This is a genomic window from Pseudomonas sp. SORT22 (assembly GCF_018417635.1).
GTDB lineage: Bacteria > Pseudomonadota > Gammaproteobacteria > Pseudomonadales > Pseudomonadaceae > Aquipseudomonas.
In genome coordinates this window covers 802,558-823,495 of sequence record NZ_CP071007.1, presented here as the reverse complement: position 1 = coordinate 823,495, position 20,938 = coordinate 802,558, and the positions used below count along the sequence as shown (strand labels likewise).

The 20,938-nt window shown below is 63.5% G+C and carries 20 protein-coding genes; 8 read left to right on the top strand and 12 right to left on the bottom strand.

Annotated features, from left to right (window positions below; all coding sequences use genetic code 11):
- Positions 1-62: 62 nt before the first annotated feature.
- Positions 63-965, top strand: a complete 903-nt coding sequence (locus JYG36_RS03900; RefSeq protein ID WP_195885123.1) for a DMT family transporter — start codon at positions 63-65, stop codon at positions 963-965.
- Here JYG36_RS03900 and JYG36_RS03895 read toward each other — a convergent pair.
- From JYG36_RS03895 to JYG36_RS03875, 5 genes are read right to left on the bottom strand one after another with little or no spacing between them, the layout of a single operon-like run.
- The gene (locus JYG36_RS03895; RefSeq protein WP_213603157.1) at positions 924-1,232 is read right to left on the bottom strand and encodes a hypothetical protein; all 309 of its coding nucleotides are present in this window, start codon (positions 1,230-1,232) and stop codon (positions 924-926) included. The two genes, JYG36_RS03900 and JYG36_RS03895, sit on opposite strands and share 42 nt — an antisense overlap.
- Before the next feature lie 58 nt (positions 1,233-1,290).
- On the bottom strand, positions 1,291-2,322 hold the full coding sequence (locus JYG36_RS03890; protein WP_249744392.1) for a hypothetical protein: 1,032 nt from the start codon (positions 2,320-2,322) through the stop codon (positions 1,291-1,293).
- 50 nt (positions 2,323-2,372) lie between these two features.
- Positions 2,373-3,170 (bottom strand): nucleotidyltransferase domain-containing protein, encoded by a 798-nt coding sequence (locus JYG36_RS03885; protein ID WP_093379085.1) that lies wholly within the window; start codon positions 3,168-3,170, stop codon positions 2,373-2,375.
- A 13-nt stretch (positions 3,171-3,183) separates the two neighbouring features.
- The gene (locus tag JYG36_RS03880; protein ID WP_093379082.1) at positions 3,184-4,389 is read right to left on the bottom strand and encodes an RtcB family protein; all 1,206 of its coding nucleotides are present in this window, start codon (positions 4,387-4,389) and stop codon (positions 3,184-3,186) included.
- Positions 4,390-4,443: 54 nt separating this feature from the next.
- On the bottom strand, positions 4,444-5,589 hold the full coding sequence (locus tag JYG36_RS03875) for a slipin family protein (RefSeq protein ID WP_093387259.1): 1,146 nt from the start codon (positions 5,587-5,589) through the stop codon (positions 4,444-4,446).
- Positions 5,590-5,923: 334 nt separating this feature from the next.
- On the opposite strand from JYG36_RS03875, the gene JYG36_RS03870 reads away from it, so the two are divergent.
- The 3 genes from JYG36_RS03870 (at position 5,924) to JYG36_RS03860 (ending at position 8,937) form a co-directional block, all read left to right on the top strand.
- Entirely contained in the window at positions 5,924-6,112 is a 189-nt protein-coding gene (locus JYG36_RS03870) for a hypothetical protein (RefSeq protein ID WP_213603155.1), read from the top strand.
- A 73-nt stretch (positions 6,113-6,185) separates the two neighbouring features.
- Positions 6,186-7,778: an RNA repair transcriptional activator RtcR gene (gene rtcR / locus JYG36_RS03865; RefSeq protein ID WP_213603153.1), complete on the top strand. Its 1,593-nt coding sequence runs from the start codon at positions 6,186-6,188 to the stop codon at positions 7,776-7,778.
- Positions 7,779-7,848: 70 nt separating this feature from the next.
- A complete protein-coding gene (locus JYG36_RS03860; protein WP_045199943.1) occupies positions 7,849-8,937 on the top strand; it encodes an alpha/beta hydrolase in 1,089 nt (362 codons plus the stop codon).
- A 244-nt stretch (positions 8,938-9,181) separates the two neighbouring features.
- Here the strand turns inward: JYG36_RS03860 and JYG36_RS03855 are convergent, their stop codons facing one another.
- The 3 genes from JYG36_RS03855 to JYG36_RS03845 are packed head-to-tail and all read right to left on the bottom strand — an operon-like array spanning position 9,182 to position 12,910.
- Positions 9,182-10,387 (bottom strand): SGNH/GDSL hydrolase family protein, encoded by a 1,206-nt coding sequence (locus tag JYG36_RS03855; protein WP_093379073.1) that lies wholly within the window; start codon positions 10,385-10,387, stop codon positions 9,182-9,184.
- Positions 10,387-11,520, bottom strand: coding sequence for an SGNH/GDSL hydrolase family protein (locus tag JYG36_RS03850; RefSeq protein ID WP_045199948.1), 1,134 nt, complete (start codon positions 11,518-11,520; stop codon positions 10,387-10,389). The genes JYG36_RS03855 and JYG36_RS03850 overlap by 1 nt, the downstream gene beginning before the upstream one ends.
- A complete protein-coding gene (locus JYG36_RS03845) occupies positions 11,507-12,910 on the bottom strand; it encodes an MBOAT family O-acyltransferase (protein ID WP_249744391.1) in 1,404 nt (467 codons plus the stop codon). The genes JYG36_RS03850 and JYG36_RS03845 overlap by 14 nt, the downstream gene beginning before the upstream one ends.
- 243 nt (positions 12,911-13,153) lie before the next feature.
- Between JYG36_RS03845 and JYG36_RS03840 the strand changes: the two genes are divergently transcribed.
- The 4 genes from JYG36_RS03840 to JYG36_RS03825 all read left to right on the top strand — a co-directional run bounded on the left by JYG36_RS03840 (position 13,154) and on the right by JYG36_RS03825 (position 18,247).
- Positions 13,154-13,396 (top strand): exodeoxyribonuclease VII small subunit, encoded by a 243-nt coding sequence (locus JYG36_RS03840; protein WP_213603149.1) that lies wholly within the window; start codon positions 13,154-13,156, stop codon positions 13,394-13,396.
- Positions 13,393-14,280, top strand: coding sequence for a (2E,6E)-farnesyl diphosphate synthase (gene ispA, locus JYG36_RS03835; protein ID WP_045199955.1), 888 nt, complete (start codon positions 13,393-13,395; stop codon positions 14,278-14,280). The genes JYG36_RS03840 and ispA overlap by 4 nt, the downstream gene beginning before the upstream one ends.
- A 140-nt stretch (positions 14,281-14,420) precedes the next feature.
- Positions 14,421-16,319, top strand: coding sequence for a 1-deoxy-D-xylulose-5-phosphate synthase (gene dxs, locus JYG36_RS03830; protein ID WP_213603147.1), 1,899 nt, complete (start codon positions 14,421-14,423; stop codon positions 16,317-16,319).
- 77 nt (positions 16,320-16,396) lie between these two features.
- Positions 16,397-18,247, top strand: coding sequence for a TonB-dependent receptor domain-containing protein (locus tag JYG36_RS03825; RefSeq protein ID WP_213603145.1), 1,851 nt, complete (start codon positions 16,397-16,399; stop codon positions 18,245-18,247).
- Here JYG36_RS03825 and JYG36_RS03820 read toward each other — a convergent pair.
- From JYG36_RS03820 to JYG36_RS03805, 4 genes are all read right to left on the bottom strand, one after another.
- Positions 18,225-19,034 carry a cobalamin-binding protein gene (locus tag JYG36_RS03820; RefSeq protein ID WP_093379058.1) on the bottom strand — a complete coding sequence of 270 codons (810 nt, stop codon included), beginning with the start codon at positions 19,032-19,034 and terminating at the stop codon, positions 18,225-18,227. The two genes, JYG36_RS03825 and JYG36_RS03820, sit on opposite strands and share 23 nt — an antisense overlap.
- Complete coding sequence (locus tag JYG36_RS03815; RefSeq protein ID WP_045199962.1) at positions 19,034-19,453, bottom strand: hypothetical protein; 420 nt, start codon at positions 19,451-19,453, stop codon at positions 19,034-19,036. The genes JYG36_RS03820 and JYG36_RS03815 overlap by 1 nt, the downstream gene beginning before the upstream one ends.
- Entirely contained in the window at positions 19,450-20,067 is a 618-nt protein-coding gene (gene ribA, locus JYG36_RS03810) for a GTP cyclohydrolase II (RefSeq protein WP_213603143.1), read from the bottom strand. The genes JYG36_RS03815 and ribA overlap by 4 nt, the downstream gene beginning before the upstream one ends.
- Positions 20,068-20,180: 113 nt before the next feature.
- A complete protein-coding gene (locus tag JYG36_RS03805; protein ID WP_045199964.1) occupies positions 20,181-20,933 on the bottom strand; it encodes a substrate-binding periplasmic protein in 753 nt (250 codons plus the stop codon).
- Positions 20,934-20,938 lie beyond the last annotated feature (5 nt).

Below are 20,938 nucleotides of genomic sequence, written 5' to 3'. Positions count from 1 at the left end.
GATTGTGGTGAGCATAGGCCTTTCTGATACTGAAGCTCCCAGCCCCCCCGGAGCCTCTTGCGATGCCACGCGCCCAATCCCTGAAAATCGTCCTGGCGACCCTGTTCGTGGTGCTGTGCTGGGCCTACTCACCCACGGGCATCCATATCGCCCTGCAAGGCTACGAACCGGGCCATCTGGCCTTGGCGCGGTTTATCGTGGCGTCGGTATTCATGGCCTTTGTCGCACTGTGGCGAGGGATCAGCCTGCCCCGGCTCAAGGACTTGCCGCTGTTGATGCTGCTCGGTTTTTTCGCAGTGTTTGCTCACCATGTGGCGATCAACTTCGGCCAGCGCGGGATCAGTGCCGGGGCATCCAGTGTGCTGGCGCAATCCACACCGTTGTTCAGCCTGTTGATCGGCTGTTTTGTTCTGCGTCAGAAGGCCAGCGCCTGGCACTGGGGCTGCCTGGTGCTGGGCATGCTTGGCGCGGCGATGGTGGTTGCCGGGGATCACGGGCCAGGCGCACTGAACGCCCACGGCCTGCTGGTGCTGTTGGCCGCGCTGTCGTGGAGTATCTACTTCACCCTGCAGAAACTTCATGGCCATCGGTACGACGGCCTGACCATGGTCTGCTACACCATCTGGGCCGGCACCGCCTTGCTGCTGGTGTATCTGCCGGGCCTGGCCGGCGCCGTGAAGGCCGCGCCACTGCAGGCAGACCTGGCGGTGTTGATGCTGGGCGTATTTCCCAGCGCCCTGGCCTACCTGGGCTGGGCCTTTGTACTGAGCCACACGCAGGTCAGCCGGGCAACCATGGCGCTGTACCTGATCCCGCCCTGCGCCATGCTGATCGCGGCCTCGCTGCTCGGCGAGCAGCCTTCGCTGATGGTGATAGTCGCAGCGGTGGTCGTGTTGATCAGTGTGCTGGCCCTGAACATTCCATCACGGCGGCGAATTCAACGGCCTGAACAGTTGCACCAATAGCCGGCCAAGTATGTAGAGCAGTGGTACCGCGAACAGCAGGCTGAACAGCACGATGTTCATCGCTTCACCGGCAATGACCTGCGGATCGCAACTGATCGGCCCGCTATTACCGCGCCCAAGGCGGATACACCCGGACTTGGGGTGGGCCGTCCAGTACGCCGCCGCGATGCACAAGCCGACCATCACTGAAAGCAGCAGCATCACCACCTGATCGCTGCCGCTTATCTGCAACCGTCGCCAGCGTTCTCTCACGCGCAGCTTCAGCATGCCGCGCTCTGAATCACGTCCTTGTTCATGCTCAACTCCTTTGCGTAACGGCGCACCGTCAGGCCGCCTCGGCAAATTTCACCTTGAAGTAATCCAGCAGGGTTTTGCCCCGGTAAAAAACCTCGCGTACCTCGGCACTTTCTTTAAGCAGCGCCTCACTGGGGAGCGCATGCTGATCTGCCGGCAAGGGCCGGGACCACTCCTGCACCGCTTTGGGGAACAGGGCCCTGGGGCGATTGTTGACCCAGTTGGAGATATGGCACGGCAAGGTCCAGCCACCAAACGCCTGGACGAACAGAAAGCCGAACACGTACTGCAGCCACGGGAAATTTTCCCGATAGCCGAGGCGGGCCATGTGGAAAAACGCCACCGTGCCCTCTTCGAATTCTTCTGACGGTGGCGCCGGCAAGGCTGCCGGGCCCTCTTCCATGTAGGCGCGAATCGCCTCCCACTCGGCCACTGCAGCGCGCAGGCTGCCGCAGGCCACAGTCAGCCAGAGGACGTTACCGCTGACGGCGCCACGCAGGCCGATCATCAGTTTGAACTCGGGCAGCACCGCGTATTCGGTGACCAGTTTGCCGGCCGAGACACAGGCGATAACCTCTTCCCACGGCACATAATGGGGGGCTGCACCTTTCTTCGGCACCATCGCCACTTCGCGTCGCTGGCGGTTGAAACGGATCGGCGGCTGGACTCTGAGCTCGCGCACGGTCTTGCAGAAAATGAACACGTACATCAGCGCCAACGCGCCGATAAAGCCCCAGATCGGCGGCGAGGCGAGAAAGTCGAGAACACCCGACCAGAACGGCTCGTACTTGCGCCGTGCCCAGCCCGCGAGCAGCGCCGTCATCACAAAGCTGGTGATCACGCCCATGACCGCGGCAATGCCGCAGCGGGCCATGAACTCGAAGTTGCCCCGGCCGATGCCGAAGTCCAGGTAGACCTCGTTGGCATCACGGTGCAGGAGCTGGTAGCTGTAGGCCTCGACGCCCGTGGGCAAGGGTTTGGGCGACAGGTAGACAATCTCGGTGCCAGAGACTTGCTCGAAGTCTCCGGCATGGGGCAGGCGTTGGTACTTACTGTCAGGCATGAAAACGGTCCGAGTCCTTTCGACAAGGAAGGCACGCCAAGGCGCGCCTCCTATGAATAACGCCGCACAGTATCGCGCAAATAGTCATCCAGCTGTTGCGTATCACCGCGCAGCCGCGGCAAGGCTGGTGAAGTTTCTGCACGCAGCAGCTCACTGTCGATGAACTGCTGCAGCACCACCCGTCGCGGCCCGTAATCGGCCTCGACCGCCTGGCGCTTGATGCGCAGCAATTCATCGATCTCGGCAAGCATCTGTGGCTCGTTCAAGGTGCCTGCCAAGAGGTCGGCAAAGGCCGTCGGCGGCATGCCCAGGCCCAGGTCGATCCAGCGCACCGCCAACAGCGAACGCAGCACGTAAAGGTACTTCTTGAAGCGCACCTGCTCGCCCTGGAGAAAGTCGCGGTGGTTCTTTTTCGCCATCGACAAGTAGTGATGCCGCGCCGCCCGAGCGCTGTAGAAGTTCAGCGCCAGCGCCCGCAGCGACTCGACCGCACCGGGCTCGGCGCGATACACCAGCGGCGAGCCGAGCCATTCGAGCAGGGTCGGGTTGGAGTTGCGCAGCAGCTTCAGGGTCTTGCGCAGCTCCCAACCGCTGATGTCCAGCTCGTCGGTCAGCGGCCGTTCGATCACGTCGCGCGGCTCGTCGACACGCAGGTACCAGTCCTGGCGCGGGACGTAGATGAAGCGCACGTCGAAATCGCTGTCGGTGGAGGCAAAGCCCCAGGCACGGCTGCCGGATTCGCAGGCGTAGAGCACGCGCACATCGTGTTCAAGCTCGACCCGGCGCAATTCTTCAAGCACCCACTCGCGCATGGCCCCCGGCAGTGGGTGACGGTCTTCCTTGTTCATGGTGTATCCCTTCCTATCCCTTTACGCACACCACCTGACGCAGGGTGTGCACTACTTCCACCAGTTCGCGCTGGGCCTGCATCACCGCGTCGATGTCCTTGTAGGCCATGGGGATCTCGTCGATCACGTCCTTGTCCTTGCGGCATTCGACATGGGCAGTGGCGCGGCGCTGATCCTCAACGGTGAACGCCTGCTTGGCCCGGGTACGGCTCATCACCCGCCCGGCGCCATGGCTGCAGGAGCAGAACGCCTCTTCGTTGCCCAGGCCACGAACGATGAAACTCTTGGCGCCCATGGAGCCGGGAATAATCCCCAGCTCGCCCTTTTGCGCCGACACTGCGCCCTTGCGGGTGACCAGCACGTCGTGGCCAAAGTGATGCTCGCGCTGCACATAGTTGTGGTGGCAGTTGACCGCTTCGAGGTTGGCCTCAAAGGGTTTGCCGAGCACCTTGCGTGTAGCGGCGATCACCGCGTGCATCATCAGCGCACGGTTCTGCCGGGCGAAATCCTGAGCCCACTCCACCGCCTCGACGTAGTCGGCAAAGTGCCGGCTGCCTTCTTCGAAATAGGCCAGGTTGCGGTCCGGCAGGTTGGCGATGTGCTGGCGCATGTCGGCCTGGGCCAGTTCAATGAACAGGTTGCCGATGGCATTGCCGACCCCGCGTGAACCGCTGTGCAACATGAACCAGACGCGGTTGGCTTCATCCAGGCAAACCTCGATGAAATGATTGCCGCCGCCGAGGGTGCCCAGGTGCTGGCGGTTGTTGGTTTTCTCAAGCTTCGGGTACTTGTCGGTGATCGCCTTGAAGCGCGCCGCCAGGTCGTGCCAGGCACGGTCGGCCATGGCCGGCACGCTGTCCCAGGCGCCCTGGTCGCGGCGGCCGAAGGTCTTGCCATGGGGCACAGCCTTTTCGATCGCCGAGCGCAGGCCGTGCAGGTTGTCCGGCAGGTCGCTGGCGGTCAGCGAGGTGCGCGCGGCAATCATGCCGCAGCCGATGTCGACGCCAACCGCCGCCGGGATGATCGCGCCCAGGGTCGGGATCACGCTGCCGATGGTCGAGCCCTTGCCCAGGTGCACATCGGGCATCACCGCCAGGTGCTTGAAGATGAACGGCATCTTCGCGGTGTTCAGCAGTTGCTCACGGGCGCCCTCGTCCACCGGGACGCCGTCGGTCCAGAGCTTGATCGGCTTGCCGCCGGCCACTTCGAGTATGTTCATGTCGGTACTTCCATTTTTATCTGTTGCTGCCGGGCTGCTTGAGCCCGGCAACGCTCATCCGGCCTTGATGCTGACCAGTCCATTCAACACCTGATCCAGGCCGCCGAACACCGAAATCCGGTCGATGCGCTCGGCCACCCGCTCCAGGGTCTCCAGTTCCTTCAGGCGCAGGGCCGTCGGGTTGTCTTCCATGACTTTGGCGGTGTTGAGCAGCGATCGGGTCGCCGAGGTCTCTTCACGGCGGCGGATGACGTTGGCTTGCGCCGCTTTCTCTGCCTCCACCACCTGCGCCAGCAGGGTTTTCATCTCGCCTGGGAGGATAATGTCGCGCACCCCCAGGCCGCTGACTTCGATGCCGCTGCCAGCGAGTTTTTCCTGCAGGTACTGGCTGACCGAATCGTCGATCAACTGCTTGTTTTCCAACAGTTCATCGAGGGTGCGGGTACCCACCGCCGCCCGCAGGCCGAACTGCACCTCGCGGTACAGATGCTCCAGCGGTTTGCTCAACTGCGCGAACGCACCGAGCACATCGCTGTAGCGCCAGTTGGCCGCAAGATTCAGGCGCAGGCTGACCTTGTCGCGGGTGAGAATTTCCTGCCCGCTGATTTCCATGGCCTGGATCCGCATGTCGACCAACTCGACACTCACCTGACGGTTGAAGCGCCAGAAGCCGTACTGCCCGGCACCCAGCAACTCTTCCACCACGCCATCGACCTTCAATACACCGACATGGAACGCCGGCACCGCCGCCAGCAACACCGCATCCAGCCCGGCCAGGCTGCGACCGCGCAGTTTAGGCTGGTTGAGCTGGGCTACCAGGGCGCTATCCAGGCGATAGGTCTGGCTCAGGTCGATGCGCTGCAGGGTCTGCGCACTCTGGCCCTTCCAGTACAGCTGGCGGCTGCCCGGAGCCAGCAATTCGACCAGGGCACCGTCCTCAAAACGCAGGCCGGCTTCGTTTTCCGCCAGGTCCATGCGCTCGAAATACTGCTCGACCAAGGCCGGCTCGCTCTGACGCAGGTAGCCCGCCAGGCGATGTTCGAACAGCGAAGTATTGAGGCTGAAGGTTTCTACCGTCAGCCGGTTGTGCAGGTCGAAACGCTTGTGCACGCCAGGTTCGAGGATCGACACAAAGTCGCCTTCGCAGAACAGCAGGCCGCGTTCGTTCTTTTTCACGATAAAGCGTTTCAACAGTTTCATCTTGATCATCCTGTGCAATTAAGTCCTTGGTGCCGGTGTTGCCAAAGCGCCGAGCGTTGCGGGCGTGGCCCGGAGGAGGCAGTTGCCGGGACTTCCTGTCCACTGACCGCATCCTGCGGTGCGGCAACTGCCTTGCTCCGGGCCCGGCCAACAAGCCGGGCAAATCGGCGGTGGGCGTGTGCGCTCCGTGCGCACCTTGCAGCCTTGCCTGGCTACGCCCCACCGGCGGGTACAACATTTGAATACCTTGGAGGGTATGTAAGGTTCGAGTCAGGCCTCGAGACCAGCGTCTCCGTGAGGAGCCACGCTATCGACTGCACGTTGCGGCGGCGGCATGCACGACACCTACACCAGGGGTGGGCTCGTGCACCGGCGGGGACATAAACCCCGTCCCGTTGGCCAGCTTGGCGATGCGGTCGGGGAAGAGATTGCGAGGGGCGTGCCAGGTTTTGAACAAGGTCCAAAATTAATTCTTATCATATTGATTTATAAGGTTTTTATTTTTACCAATAAAAAACCATGAGTTTTCTCAGCCCACACCAGACAAGATTTTTATATATTATTGGATACACATTTATCTATTGAGCTAAACAGCAATGAGCAAGCGCAGCGTCGCCATCGGCTTTCTCGGCACCACCCTGGATCGCAACGGCAAAGGCGCGGCGCGCTGGCAGCGCTGGCGGCCGACCATCAGCCTGTGCCAGCAGGCACAAACCCCCATCGACCGCCTGGAGCTGATCCACGGCACCAGCGCTCGCGACCTGGGCCTGGCCGAGCGCATTCGCGAAGATATCCAGAGCATCTCGCCGCACACCGAGGTGCGTTTGCAGCCGATGGTTCTGCGTAACCCTTGGGACTTCGAGGAGGTCTATGGCGCGCTGCACGACTTTGCCAGCGCCTACCCCTTCGATACCGAGCACGAGGACTACCTGGTGCATATCACCACCGGTACCCACGTGGCGCAGATCTGCTGGTTCCTGCTGACCGAGGCGCGCTACCTGCCGGCGCGGCTGATCCAGACCTCGCCAGCGCGCGGCAAGGAAGACATCGCCGACCCGGCCGGCACCAGCACGCTGATTGACCTCGACCTGTCGCGCTATGACCACATCGCATCGCGCTTTCAGCGCGAACAGGCCGACAGCCTGAATTTTCTCAAGGCCGGCATCGCTACCCGCAACGCCGCCTTCAACCGTTCCATCGAGCAGATCGAGCGGGTGGCGCTGCGCTCACGGGCACCGATGCTGCTGGTCGGCCCGACCGGCGCTGGCAAGTCGTTCCTGGCTCGGCGCATCTATGAGCTCAAGCGCGGCCGCCATCAGCTGGAGGGACGCTTCGTTGAAGTGAACTGCGCCACCCTGCGCGGCGACGGCGCCATGTCGACACTGTTTGGCCATAGCAAAGGCGCCTTCACCGGCGCCCAGAACGCCCGCGAAGGTCTACTGCGCGCCGCCGATGGCGGCATGTTGTTCCTTGATGAAATCGGCGAACTGGGCGCTGATGAACAAGCCATGCTGCTCAAGGCCATCGAAGAAAAACGCTTCTTCCCGCTGGGCTCGGACCGTGAGGTAGAGAGCGACTTCCAGCTGATCGCCGGCACCCACCGCGACCTGCGCAGCCGGGTCGCCGAAGGGCTGTTTCGCGAAGACCTTTACGCGCGCATCAACCTCTGGACCTTCGCCCTGCCAGGCCTGGCAGGGCGCCGCGAAGACATCGAGCCGAACATCGATTTCGAACTGCAGCGCCATGCCCGCGAACAGAACCGCCAGGTGCGCTTCAACCTCGAAGCCAAGCGCCGCTACCTGGCCTTTGCCAACTCGCCGCAAGCGCGCTGGGCCGGTAACTTTCGCGAGCTGTCGGCGTCGATCACGCGCATGGCCACCCTCGCCGACAGCGGCCGTATCGACGAGCCGCTGGTACTGGAAGAAATCGAGCGCCTGCAACACGCCTGGGGCCTGGAGCAAGGTGCCGACCCACTCGACGCCTTGCTCGGCGACCAGGCCCTTGACCAGTTCGACCGTCTGCAACTGCAGGCGGTACTCAAGGTGTGCGGCAACGCCCGCACACTGTCCGAGGCCGGGCGCCAGCTGTTCGATGTTTCGCGCCTGGAAAAAGAAAAGCCCAATGACGCCGACCGTTTGCGCAAATACCTGGCGCGCTTTGGCCTGGACTGGAATCAACTCAAGGGCTGAACAGGGTGCTAGAATCCGCGCCCTCTTCGGCCGCACCTGGCCGAGCACTACCGAAAAAGGACTCTCGGCTATGTCATTGCTGACAGCGACCCGCCTGCACCTCTGCTCCTTCGGCCTGCTGGCCGGCCTCAGCCTCACCGCAACCACTGCTTTCGCCGACGAGGCCACCGACCAGGCCCTGCACAAAGGCCGCTGGCAAGGCATGGCCGCCATGGCCAACCTGTACCTCAACGACGCCACCCCGGCCGAGTTCATGGATGCCGGTGACAAAGAGAAGAGCGAGCACGACAACTATGCCGGCGCCCTGGCCTTCTACCTGACCGCCGCCCGCCTCGACCCGAAGAACGCCTTCGCCGCGTACCAGGCCGCTGCCGCGCTGTCGTCCATGGACAGCCCGGAACTGGCCGCGCAATACCTCGACGAGGCCCGCGAGCGCGGCTTCTGGCAAGCGGTGATCCTCAAGGAAGACGACGAACTGGAGCCGATGAAAAACGACCCGGCCTACCAGAAGCTGCTGCAAGCGGCCGAGAAGAACTACCCGACCCAGGCCAAGGACGCCGGCCTCGCCGCCTTCAGCATCCCTGAAGGCAAGGCCCCGGCTGGCGGCTGGCCGGTGGTGGTGTGGCTGGCAGGCTTTGGCACCGAAGGCGTCAAGGGCACCAACATGCGCGCCGACCTGGTCGGCGACAAGGCCGTGCTGGTGGCCCTGAACGGTACCCTCAAGCGCGACGAGCATCAGTTCATGTGGCAGCAGCAGTCGGTCGAGCCGACCGAACAAGCGGTGGCCGCAGCGCTGAAGAAGCTGGAAAAAGACACCCGCATCGACCGCTCGAAAGTCGCCCTGATCGGCTTCTCCCAGGGTGCCGAACACGCCGCCCACCTGATCGCCCAGTACCCGCAGAACTACAGCGGCGCGGTGCTGCTGTCGCCGGGCGGCTTCAAGATCCCGTTCACCGTGCAGAAGGCCAAGGACAAGCGCCTGGTCGTGGTCCACGGCGCCCAGGAGCATGAAAGCAACCTGCAACTGACCGCCACCACCGAAAAAGCCTTCGCCAGCAACAACAAGGTGCAGAGCCACGAACACCCTGAAGGCCACACCTTCCAGGACGACTGGCGCAAGGCCTACCCAGGCTACCTGGACTACGCCCTGGGCCTTTGAGTGCGCGCCAGGCAGCCCCGGAAAGCACCTGAGAAATAATCTGTTCGAGAAAATTTACAGCCCTGCAGACAGCTACTAAGGTGAATGCAGAGGAATGAACCGCGACTGATTCAAGGCAGTCGCATCGTGCTGAGCGGGGGCGGTTGCACGCCCCCGGGTTTGCCTCTGTTAAGGGGCGGGAAGACGACTTCATGGGGCGCCGCAAGCCAACCCTGAGTCGTCCCCGCCTCTACTTTTTTCTGCCCTACTTCAAGCCCAGCTGGTTGCGCAAAAACTCGTGCAGGCCGGCCGCGCTTTTCTTGTAGCCATCAGCCGTCAGGTGCACCAGATCACCACGGGCCAGGCCCGACGCCTGCCAGCCGACAATCGAGCACTGCCCGCCCATGTACGCCTGCCAGTCCCAGAACAGCGCATTGGCCTGCTTGGCCGCCTGGCGCTGGATGCGGATCACCTGGGCCAGTTGCTGCGGCTGGCGCGCACTGCAGCTACGAGCCTTGCGCTGCTTGATCGAGTCCGGCGGGCCGACCAGCAATATCACCGCGCGCGGCAGATCCTGGCGCAGGCGCTTGAGGGTGTTGCGCAGTTGCGTCTGGTACAGGCCAAGATCGAGGGTGTCATCGAAGGCTTCATTGGTGCCGTAGGCGAGAATCACCAGGTCGGGGCGCAGGGTCTTGAGGTTGTCCTGCCAGCCGGCCTGCCATTTATCCTGCACTTCCAGGCGCGCGCCATTGATGCCCAGCGCCGAGTAGATCACCCCGGCATTCTTCTGGCCCTGGATATACCAGCCACCCAGCAGCGTGCCGGGGCGATTGCTGACGCTCAGGTCCAGCGGCAGAGCCAGGTTGCTGACTTGCGGGCCGAAGCGCCACTGCCCGCCGGTGGCCGCCAGCAGGCGCTGGTTGCGCCCACGGCCATCGCGCAGCACCAGGGTGCTGTTTTCCCGCGCCTGGTACAGCGCCTGCACCCGATAGCGTTGCGCCGTAGGCTCGCGGGCTTCGATGCGCACGCTGGGGTTGGCCGCCATCGGCACCGACAGGTAACCGCCAAGCGGGAATTGCGTGCTCTGCTGGTTGCGCGCCGACACCAGCTCCCACTGGCGCTTGGCGGTTTTCAGGATCACCTGGTCGTAGCGGGTGCCGGGCACCGGCGTGGCGGCAATCAGGCCGATACCGCCATCACCATAACGCGCCTGCAGCAGGCGGCGCATCTCGCCACTGAAGAGGTCGGCAGCGGTGTGCGAATCGCCGAACTGGATGATGTTGACCGGCGCGCGGTTGGCGTTCTTGAACTTGCCCGCCAGTACCGCCAGGTTGCCATCGACGCGGCTGGCCGGGGCCTTGGCCGCCGTATTGGCAGGCTTGGCCGAGGTGTTGACCGCCGCTACCGGGCTACAGCCCGGCAACGCGCAGATCAGCAGGGCCAACCCCAGAATGTTGTGCAGTCGAGGCATCAGTGTCCCGTTACAGTGAGGCCGGGAAAGGCGATCAACGAGAGAATCCGTTCCGAGATCAGCTTCTGTCCGGTGGTAGTGAAATGGATGCCGTCATCGACCCGGGTCTTGATCCGTTTGCCCTGAGCGTTCTGCAAGGTATAGGAGAAACTGTCGTCGTTGTAACCCAGGACCGGGTTGGCCGAAACGTAATGCTGCTGATACAGGCCGGTCTGTTGCTCGTACAGCCCGCTCAGGTAAGCCATGGCCGTAGACAGCTTGGGCTTTTGCATGTTCGGCGGCCCGACCCAGATCACCTGCACATTGTGCTCACGGGCCTGGTCGAGGATCGAGTCGATACGCTGGCGATAGGTGACTTCCCACTCCGGCGACTTGAAGCGCAAAAACGGCTTGCCCTTGCCCTGGGGCATGTCCCAGGGGTCGTTGGGGCCGAGGAAGATCACCATCAGGCGGATGTTCGGCTCGCTTTCCAGGGTCTTGGCCACGGTCTGCGGCCAGTTGAAGAAACCGGGATAGGCAAGGCCGGTGCTCTGCTTGCTGAGGTTGACGCTCTTGATCTGGTAACGCTTGCGCAGGCTGTTGGCCAGGTGCGGAGCGACGCCCTGCATCAGTGAGTCGCCGACCAGGAAGACTTCATCACCCGCCGCCAGGGACACCACGGTGCCGGCTTGCAAAGGTGCCTGGGCAACTTGCGCTGCGGGTTGCGGCACTGGCGTAGCCACTGTTGCCGGCACAGGCGCAGCCGTTGTCGCAACCTTGACTGGCACCGGGTGAGCCGCAACCGGCGGCTTGTCCAGGTGCACCGGGACCACAGGAATCGGCGCTGGCAGCTCCACGGTGTCGTTGGTCTCAACCTTGGCCACCAGCACCTGCTCGCTACGTTTTTCCAGGCTGTCGATAAAGCTGTCGCGAGCATCGCCCAGGGCATGGGTGAGGTTACCGCCCATGCGCCAGGCCGGGCTCTGGCCAAGTACCGGCAGCTCGCAGCTCTGGTGATACTTCTGCTGGCAATACAGGCTGATCGAATCCTGGTTCAGCCAGAACAGCAACAGCGTGGTGATGACAACGGCGTAGAAAGCCTTGGCCGCGCCCAGTTGCGACGACAGCAAACGACCGGCATTAGAAGCTTGCATAGATGAACCCCGGCACGCCCGATTGCGAAGCAAAAATGACCAAGGAAATGAACAACCCCAGCGGTATTGGATACAGCTGCCAGGGCAAGCGCGTGGTGGTAGCAAAGAACTGGCGCAGCAGCACCAGCAACTGCGGGTAGACGGCGACATACAACACGCTCGCCAGCAACAGCAGGCCGGTACTGGAGAACAATCCATCCAGGCTCAAGCCGCCGATACCGGCGAGCATGTCCATGGCTTCATCAAGGCTGGCGCTACGGAAGAAGATCCAGGCGAAGGCCACGTAGTGGAAGGTCAGCAGGCGCGCCGCCAGGCCGGCGCCCGGCCAGCGCATCGGCTGCGGCAGGATGTAGGTCGAAGCCTTGTACAGCGCCAGGCCAATGCCATGCAGCGCCCCCCAGATGATGAAGTTGATGCTCGCCCCGTGCCACAGGCCGGAAATCAGCATCGCCAGCAGCATGTTCAGGTTGCCGCGCCACACCCCCTGGCGATTGCCGCCCAGCGGAATGTAGACATAGTCGCGAATGAACAGCGACAGGCTGATGTGCCAGCGGCCCCAAAACTCCTTGAGGTTGTGCGCGGCATAAGGCGCATTGAAGTTGTCGGGCAGGCGAAAGCCCAGCAGCAAGGCAATGCCGGTGACCAGGTTGGTGTAACCGCTGAAGTTGAAATAAATCAGAAAGCTGTAGCCATACACGCTCAGCAGTATCTGCTCGGGCGAATAGCTGCCCGGCGTCTCGAACACCGGGTCAACCCACTCACTGGCCAGCCAGGCACTGCAGAAGAACAGCTTGACCACCGCCAGGGCAATCAACCCCAGGGCCCGTTGCGGCTCCAGCACTTCACGGATAGTACTCGTGCGAATCTGCGGCAGCATGTGGCTGGCACGGTTGACCGGGCCGGCGATCAGGCTGGGGAAGAACGCCAGGTACAGGGCCAGGTCGAACGGCGAAGCCGAGGGCATCTCGCGGCGGTTGATCGACACCAGGTAGCTGACCGAGTGAAAGGCGTAGAACGACAGGCCGATCGGCACCAGCACTTCCAGCACCGGCAGCGACACGTCCAGCCCGGCACTGGCCAGGGCGCCCTGCACGCCGCCGACAAAGAACTCCTGGTACTTGAACAGGTAGAAACAGCCCAGCACCAGCAGCAACACCAACAAATAGCTGAAGCGCCGCCCGGGATAACGCTCACCGACCAGGCCGAGCAGATACACCAGGGCGCTGTAGCCCAGCAGGATGTACAGGGAGTTGAAGCTGAAACTGGCCACCAGGCCGTAACTGGCGGCCAGCAGCAGGACGTTCTGCAAGCGAATGCTCCAGCACAGGCTCCAGTAAACGATGAAAAACAGTGTGAAGCAGAGGCCGAACTCGATCGAAAGGAAGCTCACAACGTAGTCCATTACGTGACAACAGAAATAGGAGGCGTTACCGCCGCAGAGCCGCGGGGCAAAGCGGGCGCGATTATGGCAGAGAGCCACAAGCCCTCACAATGCGAGCCCTGTAGAAAAATCAAGACTTCACCGCCGGCCTTTGTGCAACAGAATGCGACGAAAGATCGACCCTATCGATTTGCTCCCCCCGCCCCGCTCTGCTAGTGTCGCGCCGTTTATACTGCCACCGAGACAGCCGCCATGGCCCGAAAAAAAGCCTCCATTGATTTCGAGCAATCCCTCGCCGACCTGCAGGTCCTGGTCGAGCGCCTGGAGAACGGCGAGCTGTCGCTGGAAGACTCGCTGACCGCCTTCGAGCAAGGCATCAGCCTGACCCGCGACTGCCAGAGCGCGCTGGCCCAGGCCGAACAGAAGGTCCAGGTGCTGCTCGAGCGCGATGGCGAACTGGCGACCGAGCCTTTCGATGCGGAACAGCCGGAATGATCGCCGCCTACCAGGCCAGTTGCCAGGCGCGGGTCGACGCCGCCCTCGAACACCTGTTCATCGCCCCCTCGGTTGAGCTCAGCCGCCTCTATGAGGCCATGCGCTACAGCGTCATGAATGGCGGCAAACGGGTACGCCCGCTGCTCGCCTATGCCGCCTGCCAGGCCCTCGGTGCTGCACCGGAGCAGGCCAACGGCGCGGCCTGCGCGGTCGAATTGATTCACGCCTACTCGCTGGTGCACGACGACCTGCCGGCGATGGACGATGACGACCTGCGCCGCGGCCAGCCGACCACCCACAAGGCCTTCGATGAAGCCTGCGCGATCCTCGCTGGCGACGGTTTGCAGAGCCTGGCCTTCAGCGCCCTGCTCGACCCGCAATTGAGCCCGCAGCAAGACAGCATCCGCCTGGCCATGGTCCAGACCCTGGCGCTGGCTGCAGGGCCTGCTGGCATGGTCGGCGGCCAGGCCATCGACCTGGGCTCGGTGGGCCTCAAGCTCGACCAGACGGCGCTGGAGTTCATGCACCGGCACAAGACCGGCGCGCTGATCGAAGCCAGCGTCAGGCTCGGCGCCCTGGCCAGCGCCCGCGCCGACCAGACCCAGCTCAAGGCCCTGCAAACCTATGCACAGGCCATCGGCCTGGCCTTCCAGGTTCAGGACGATATCCTCGACGTCGAGAGCGACACCGCCACCCTGGGCAAGCGCCAGGGCGCCGACATCGCCCGCGACAAGCCGACCTACCCGGCCCTGCTCGGCCTCGAAGCAGCCAAGGCCTATGCCCTGGAACTGCGCGACCAGGCCCTGCATGCCCTGCGTCCGTTTGACGCGGCAGCCGAGCCGCTGCGCGAACTTGCGCGGTACATCGTCGAGCGCCGTAACTAAGCAGCGCGGGTATCGCGGGACAAGCCCGCTCCCACAGCGATCACTGTAGGAGCGGGCTTGCCCCGCGATTAGCTCAAATGGGCAGCCAACACCGCAATAAGGTAAACTGCCGCCACTTCATATCTATAACGATTCGCCTGATGCCCACGACGTTTCAAGAGATCCCCCGCGAACGCCCGGTCACGCCGCTGCTTGACCGTGCCGATACGCCTGCCGGCCTGCGCCGCCTGGCTGAAGCCGACCTGGAGAACCTGGCCGACGAGTTGCGCCAGGAATTGCTCTATACCGTTGGTCAGACCGGCGGGCATTTCGGTGCCGGCCTGGGCGTCATTGAGCTGACGATCGCCCTGCACTACGTCTTCGACACCCCGGACGACCGTCTGGTGTGGGACGTCGGTCATCAGGCCTATCCGCACAAGATCCTCACCGGTCGCCGCCAGCGCATGCACACCCTGCGCCAGAAGGACGGCCTGGCCGCCTTCCCGCGCCGCGCCGAGAGCGAGTACGACACCTTTGGCGTCGGTCACTCCAGCACCTCGATCAGTGCGGCCCTGGGCATGGCCATCGCCGCCCGTCTGCAGAACGATCCGCGCAAGTCGATTGCCGTGATCGGTGACGGCGCGCTGACCGCCGGCATGGCCTTCGAGGCGTTGAACCACGCCCAGGAAGTCGACGCCGACATGCTGGTGATCCTCAACGACAACGACATGTCGATTTCGCGCAATGTCGGTGGCCTGTCCAACTACCTGGCCAAGATTCTTTCCAGCCGCACCTACTCGAGCATGCGCGAGGGCAGCAAGAAGGTCCTCTCGCGCCTGCCCGGCGCCTGGGAAATCGCCCGCCGCACCGAAGAGTACGCCAAGGGCATGCTGGTACCCGGCACCCTGTTCGAAGAGCTGGGCTGGAACTACATCGGCCCGATCGATGGCCACGACCTGCCGACCCTGGTCACCACCCTGCGCAACATGCGGGACCTCAAGGGCCCGCAGTTCCTGCACGTGGTCACCAAAAAGGGCAAGGGTTTCGCTCCGGCCGAGGTCGACCCGATCGGCTACCACGCGATCACCAAGCTCGAACCTGTGGACAAACCCGCCGCCGCGCAGAAACAGGCTGCCGGACCGAAGTACTCCGCAGTGTTCGGCCAATGGCTGTGCGACATGGCGGCTGCTGACCAGCGCCTGGTCGGCATTACCCCGGCCATGAAGGAAGGCTCCGACCTGGTGGCCTTCAGCGAGCGCTACCCGGATCGCTACTTCGACGTCGCGATTGCCGAGCAGCACGCGGTCACCCTGGCCGCGGGCATGGCCTGCGAGGGCGCCAAGCCGGTGGTGGCGATCTATTCGACCTTCCTTCAGCGCGCCTACGACCAGTTGATCCATGACGTCGCGGTGCAGAATCTCGACGTGCTGTTCGCCATCGACCGCGCCGGCCTGGTCGGCGAAGACGGCCCGACCCACGCGGGCAGCTTCGACCTGTCGTTCCTGCGCTGCATCCCCGGCATGCTGGTGATGACCCCGAGCGACGAGAACGAACTGCGCAAGATGCTCAGCACCGGCCACCTGTACAACGGCCCGGCCGCCGTGCGTTACCCACGTGGCAGCGGCCCGAACGCAACCATCGAAAACAACCTCGAGCCACTGGAAATCGGCAAGGGCATCGTCCGCCGCCAGGGCAGCAAGGTCGCCTTGCTGGTATTCGGCGTGCAACTGAGCGAAGCCCTCAAGGTTGCCGAGCAGATCGATGCCACCGTGGTCGACATGCGTTTCGTCAAACCGCTGGATGAAGCCCTGGTGCGCGAGATTGCCGGTAGCCACGAACTGCTGGTGACCATCGAAGAGAACGCCATCATGGGCGGCGCCGGTGCGGCAGTGAGCGAGTTCCTCGCCCGCGAAGCGGTGCTCAAGCCAGTGCTGCACCTGGGCCTGCCGGATGTGTATGTCGAGCATGCCAAGCCTGCGCAGATGCTCGCCGAGTGCGGCCTGGATGCCGCCGGCATCGAGGCTTCGGTGCGTCAGCGGATGCAACTGCTCGGTCTTTGAGACCGCATCGCGGGTCAAGCCCGCTCCTACAGGTTTTGTGGGAGCGGGCTTGACCCGCGATAGCAATGGAACTGCCCATGAAATCTCTGCGTCTTGCCCCCCTCCTGCTATTGCCAACCACCCTGCTGGCCGACCCGATCGACCGCGAAAGCGCCCTGAAGCTGCCCAACACGCTGATCAGCGCCAACCGCCAGGTCGAAGACCGCACGCAAACCAGCGCCGCCAATACGGTGTTCACCCGCGACGACATCGACCGCCTGCAGCCTTCCAGTGTTACTGATCTGCTGACTCGGGTGCCGGGTGTTCAGGTCTCGCGCACCGGCGGGCGTGGCAGCTTGCCTGGCATTTTCATTCGCGGCACCAAGTCGGCCCAGAGCCTGGTGCTGGTCGATGGCGTACGTATTGCCAACACCTCGTCCGGCGACAGCGGCCTGCAGTTTCTCAACATTGATCAGATCGAGCGGGTCGAAGTGTTGCGCGGTTCGCGCTCGGCGATCTATGGCAGCGATGCGATTGGCGGGGTGATCCAGATCTTCACCCGCCGCGCCAGCAAGCCCGGCCTGCAACCGCGTCTGCACCTGGCCGGTGGCAGCAACAAGACCTGGCAGCGCGATGTCGGCCTGTCCGCAGGTGACGAGCGCACTCGTTTCAACCTCGCCGCAGGTCTGGACGAAACCGACGGCATCAACGCTACCCGCGAGTCATTCCCGGCCAACGGCGATCATGATGCCTACAGAAACAAGAGCCTGAGCCTGAACCTCAGCCATGTTGCCAGCGACTCTCTGGAACTGGGCCTGAATCTGCTCGACAGCCGCGGACGCAGCGAATACGACAACCTGTTTGGCGACCACAGCCAGCCCTACACCGATTTCACCGTCAGTAGCCTCGGCACCTATGCCGACGCACAGCTCAGTGACATGTGGCATTCACGCCTGGAGCTGGGCCACAGCGAGAACCGCGATACCAAGCGCGACTCGCTGCAGCCGGGCGGTAGCGAGTTCAACACTTACCGCGACTCGATCAACTGGCAGAATGACCTTAGCTTCGACGAGCGCAACAACCTGTTGCTCGGTGGCGACTGGTATCAGGATCGCCTGCATGGCAGCACGTCCTTTGACGAAGACAGCCGCTGGAACCGCGCCGCTTTTGTCCAGCATCGCTACAAAGGCGACAGCTTCAACACCGAAATCGGCGTGCGCCGCGACCAGAACCAGCAATTCGGCAGCCAGAACAGCTGGAGCGCCAGTCTCGGCGTGCCGCTCAACGCCGACAACGACCTGCTTCTGTCCTACAGCGAAGGCTTTCGCGCACCGACGTTCAACGACCTTTACTACCCGGACTTCAGCAACCCCGACCTCAAGCCCGAGCGCTCGAAGAGCTACGAGCTGCAATGGCGCAGCCAACTGACCGACAGCACCCGGCTGGAGGCCTCGCTGTACCGCACCGACCTGCGCAATGCGATCTCCCTGGGCCCCAACTTCATTCCACACAATGTCGGCTCGGCACGCATCAATGGTTTCGAAGCCAGTCTGCATCAGCAGTGGTTTGGCTGGCAGAGCAGCCTCGGCCTGGCACTGATCGACCCGCGTGACCGCGATTCCGGGCACACCCTCGAACGTCGCGCCCGCCGCACCCTGAGCCTGGACCTGGATCGCCAGTTCGATCGCCTCGGCCTCGGTGCCAGCTGGCAGGCAGTCAGCAGCAGTTACGCCGACGCCGACAACAAGCGCTCACTCAGCGGCTACGGTCTGCTCGGTTTGCGCAGCAGCTGGAACCTGAGCCGCGAGGTTCGCCTGGAGCTCAAAGCCGATAACCTGCTGGATAAAACCTACAGCCGTGCGCAGTACAGCTACGGCGCAGGCTATGCCGATTACCGCGAAGAAGGCCGCACCTGGCTATTGGGCGTCACCTGGACACCGGCGCTTTAGCCTGCAGCAGTTCGCACAGCTTGGCCGTCGCTTCGATCATCTGCCCGCTGGGGCGCTCCAGGCCTTTGTCCGGCACCTGCAGCAACAGGCCATCACGCACGGCAGCGACGTGCGGCCAGGCCTTCCAGGCCTCGAGCTGGAGCTGATCAGGGGCAAGGATCACCTGCGGGTTGCGCGCCAGTACGGTCTCCAGGTTGACCTGCGGCGCCGGCTGGGGGAGGTCGGCAAACACATTGCGCGCGCCGCAGACACTCAGCGCATCGGAGATGATCTGGTAACCACCAACCGTATACAGCGGCTTGTCCCAGACCTGGTAGAACACCGTCAGCGCCTGCTCGCGATGGTACTGCTGGCGCAACGCGGCAAGGCGCTGGCGCAAGGCTGTGGATAACTGCCCGCCCTGCGCCTTGCGCCCGATCCGCAGGCCAATTTCGTCCACCTGCGACACCAGGTCATCCAGCTCGTGCACATCGACGCTGTATAGCGGGATACCCAGGCGTTCGAGCTGGTCGCGCTGGGCCGCCGGCACGCTGCCCGGCCAGTACAGCACCAGGTCCGGGCGCACGCTGAGCAGGCGCTCCATGTCCAGTTGGCCATAACGGCCCACCAACGGTACGGTGCTTAACTGCGTCGGCCGTTCGTGCCACTCGGCCATGCCCACCAGCAGGTCGCCGGCTTGCAGCTCGAGGATGATTTCAGTGATCGAGGGCGCCAGGCTGACCACCCGCGGCGCCGCGGCCAGCGGCATACCGAAGGCCAGCAGCAACAGCCACAGGTAGCGACGCATCAGCCGAGCTGGCGAGGAATGCGATAGAGGTAGAGCAGGACCACGCTGGAGATTGCCAGGAGGATCTGCGGCACCGCCTCAAGGCCAACGAATACCGACAACGCGGCGACCCAGGCCGGCAGGCAGGCGAACAACATGCCCAGGCGGCGGATACGTGCCAGCTCGATCCAGGCCGCAGGTTCATCGTCGCTGTTCAGGGCTTTCTGGGTGGCGATCAGCCCGTGCTTGTAGGCGCCAAAGCGCGGCAGGCTGAGAAACATCGAGGCCACGCCGGCGATAAACATCGGCATGGCCAGGATCGGAATCAACGCCTGCACGCCACCGAAGGCCCAGGCAAACACCAGCAACGGCGCCAGCGCCACCGCCAGGTACTGCCACCAGGCCAGCTCCAGGCGACGGCGAACCTGGGCGCGGGTCACGCCCGACCGGCCTCGCCCTGGTGCTCGTTGCCCATCATGTGGCCGAGCTTGCCGGCTTTGGTCGCCAGGTAGTGTTTGTTATGCGGGTTGTGGCCGGTGTGCAGCGGCACCCGCTCGGCAACCGGAATGCCCATGCCGGTCAGTGCCTTGACCTTGCGCGGATTGTTGGTCATCAGCCGCAGCGACTTGACACCCAGGTGCTCGAGCATCGGCTGGCACATGCCGTAGTCACGCTGGTCGGCGGCAAAGCCCAGGCGTTCGTTGGCTTCGACGGTGTCGGCGCCGCCATCTTGCAGCTCGTAGGCGCGGATCTTGTTCAACAGGCCAATGCCACGGCCTTCCTGACGCAGGTACAGCAGCACGCCGCGGCCTTCGCGGGCGATCGCCTGCAGGGCCGCTTCGAGTTGCGAACCGCAGTCGCAGCGCTGGCTGAACAAGGCGTCGCCGGTCAGGCATTCGGAATGCAGGCGCCCCAGCACCGGCTGCCCGTCAGCCACATCACCCAGGCTGAGGACGACGTGCTCGCGGCCGGTGGCTTCATCGAGAAAACCATGCATGATGAAGGTCGCAAACGGGGTAGGCAGCTTGGAAGCGGCAACAAAAACGACGGGCACGTTGTGCTCCTGATCAGTAACTTGAAAATTGACGTGGGCCGATTGTATCAGCAGCGTGGCGCCGCTGCTTAGGCTGAATTATTGGGCAAACAGATCGACAAGTTCGATATCAGCTACGGCCGCTTGCCCTCGCCGTCGAACGGATAGGGCTGCTTCCAGTGCTCGAAGATCGCCCGCAACTCGCCACTGGCCACCAGCTTGTCCATGCGCTGGTCGAACAGCGCACGCAACGCCTTGCCCTCGGCGGTGCGGCCAAAGGCCAGGTACAGCGGCAGCTCCGCCAGGTGGCTGCGGCGAAACAGCTTGGGATCGGGGGCCTGGCCGAGCACATAGTCGACTTCGGTCAGGGCATCGATGTAGTAGTCGACGCGATCATGTTCAAGCATCGGCAAGATCCCCTCGCGGCGCTGGATTTCGCGAAAGTGACCGACATTGGGCAGATAGCTTTTGTAGTCATAGCCGCGCACCCAGGCCAGGCGATACTGGCCGAGGGTCTGCTGGGTCGGCACAGGGCTGGTGGCCAGGCCCAGGGCATAGATATGGTCCATATCGAAATGCCAGCGCGGATAGAGGTTGTCGGCGTTCTCTTCGTGATAGGAACCGACCCAGGCATCGGCCTCACCGCGTTTGACCAGGCCTACCGCGCGGCTGTACGGCGCACTCTGGGTGCGAACCTTGACGCCGGCCGGCTCGAACACCTTGCGCAGCACGTCCCAGGCCAGGCCGCTGCCGTCGGCGTTGGTGTAGTCGAGCCACTCTTCACTGACCAGACGAACCTGGCCAGGTGTCGCCGACGGCGCGTCCGCCGCCTTGACCACACCTGCCGCCAGGACCAGCAACACCAGCAACAGCCGCCATCCCGTCATCGCCC

Coding starts and splice junctions, on each gene's coding strand:
- JYG36_RS03880 (WP_093379082.1), bottom strand. CDS start 4,389: ATGAACATACTCGAAGTGGCCGGCGGCAAGCCGATCAAGCTCTGGACC.
- dxs (WP_213603147.1), top strand. CDS start 14,421: ATGCCCACGACGTTTCAAGAGATCCCCCGCGAACGCCCGGTCACGCCG.
- JYG36_RS03805 (WP_045199964.1), bottom strand. CDS start 20,933: ATGACGGGATGGCGGCTGTTGCTGGTGTTGCTGGTCCTGGCGGCAGGT.
- JYG36_RS03870 (WP_213603155.1), top strand. CDS start 5,924: ATGCACGACACCTACACCAGGGGTGGGCTCGTGCACCGGCGGGGACAT.
- JYG36_RS03895 (WP_213603157.1), bottom strand. CDS start 1,232: ATGCTGAAGCTGCGCGTGAGAGAACGCTGGCGACGGTTGCAGATAAGC.
- JYG36_RS03850 (WP_045199948.1), bottom strand. CDS start 11,520: ATGCAAGCTTCTAATGCCGGTCGTTTGCTGTCGTCGCAACTGGGCGCG.
- JYG36_RS03900 (WP_195885123.1), top strand. CDS start 63: ATGCCACGCGCCCAATCCCTGAAAATCGTCCTGGCGACCCTGTTCGTG.
- JYG36_RS03860 (WP_045199943.1), top strand. CDS start 7,849: ATGTCATTGCTGACAGCGACCCGCCTGCACCTCTGCTCCTTCGGCCTG.
- JYG36_RS03840 (WP_213603149.1), top strand. CDS start 13,154: ATGGCCCGAAAAAAAGCCTCCATTGATTTCGAGCAATCCCTCGCCGAC.
- JYG36_RS03890 (WP_249744392.1), bottom strand. CDS start 2,322: ATGCCTGACAGTAAGTACCAACGCCTGCCCCATGCCGGAGACTTCGAG.
- JYG36_RS03885 (WP_093379085.1), bottom strand. CDS start 3,170: ATGAACAAGGAAGACCGTCACCCACTGCCGGGGGCCATGCGCGAGTGG.
- JYG36_RS03855 (WP_093379073.1), bottom strand. CDS start 10,387: ATGCCTCGACTGCACAACATTCTGGGGTTGGCCCTGCTGATCTGCGCG.
- ispA (WP_045199955.1), top strand. CDS start 13,393: ATGATCGCCGCCTACCAGGCCAGTTGCCAGGCGCGGGTCGACGCCGCC.
- JYG36_RS03875 (WP_093387259.1), bottom strand. CDS start 5,589: ATGAAACTGTTGAAACGCTTTATCGTGAAAAAGAACGAACGCGGCCTG.
- rtcR (WP_213603153.1), top strand. CDS start 6,186: ATGAGCAAGCGCAGCGTCGCCATCGGCTTTCTCGGCACCACCCTGGAT.
- JYG36_RS03825 (WP_213603145.1), top strand. CDS start 16,397: ATGAAATCTCTGCGTCTTGCCCCCCTCCTGCTATTGCCAACCACCCTG.
- JYG36_RS03820 (WP_093379058.1), bottom strand. CDS start 19,034: ATGCGTCGCTACCTGTGGCTGTTGCTGCTGGCCTTCGGTATGCCGCTG.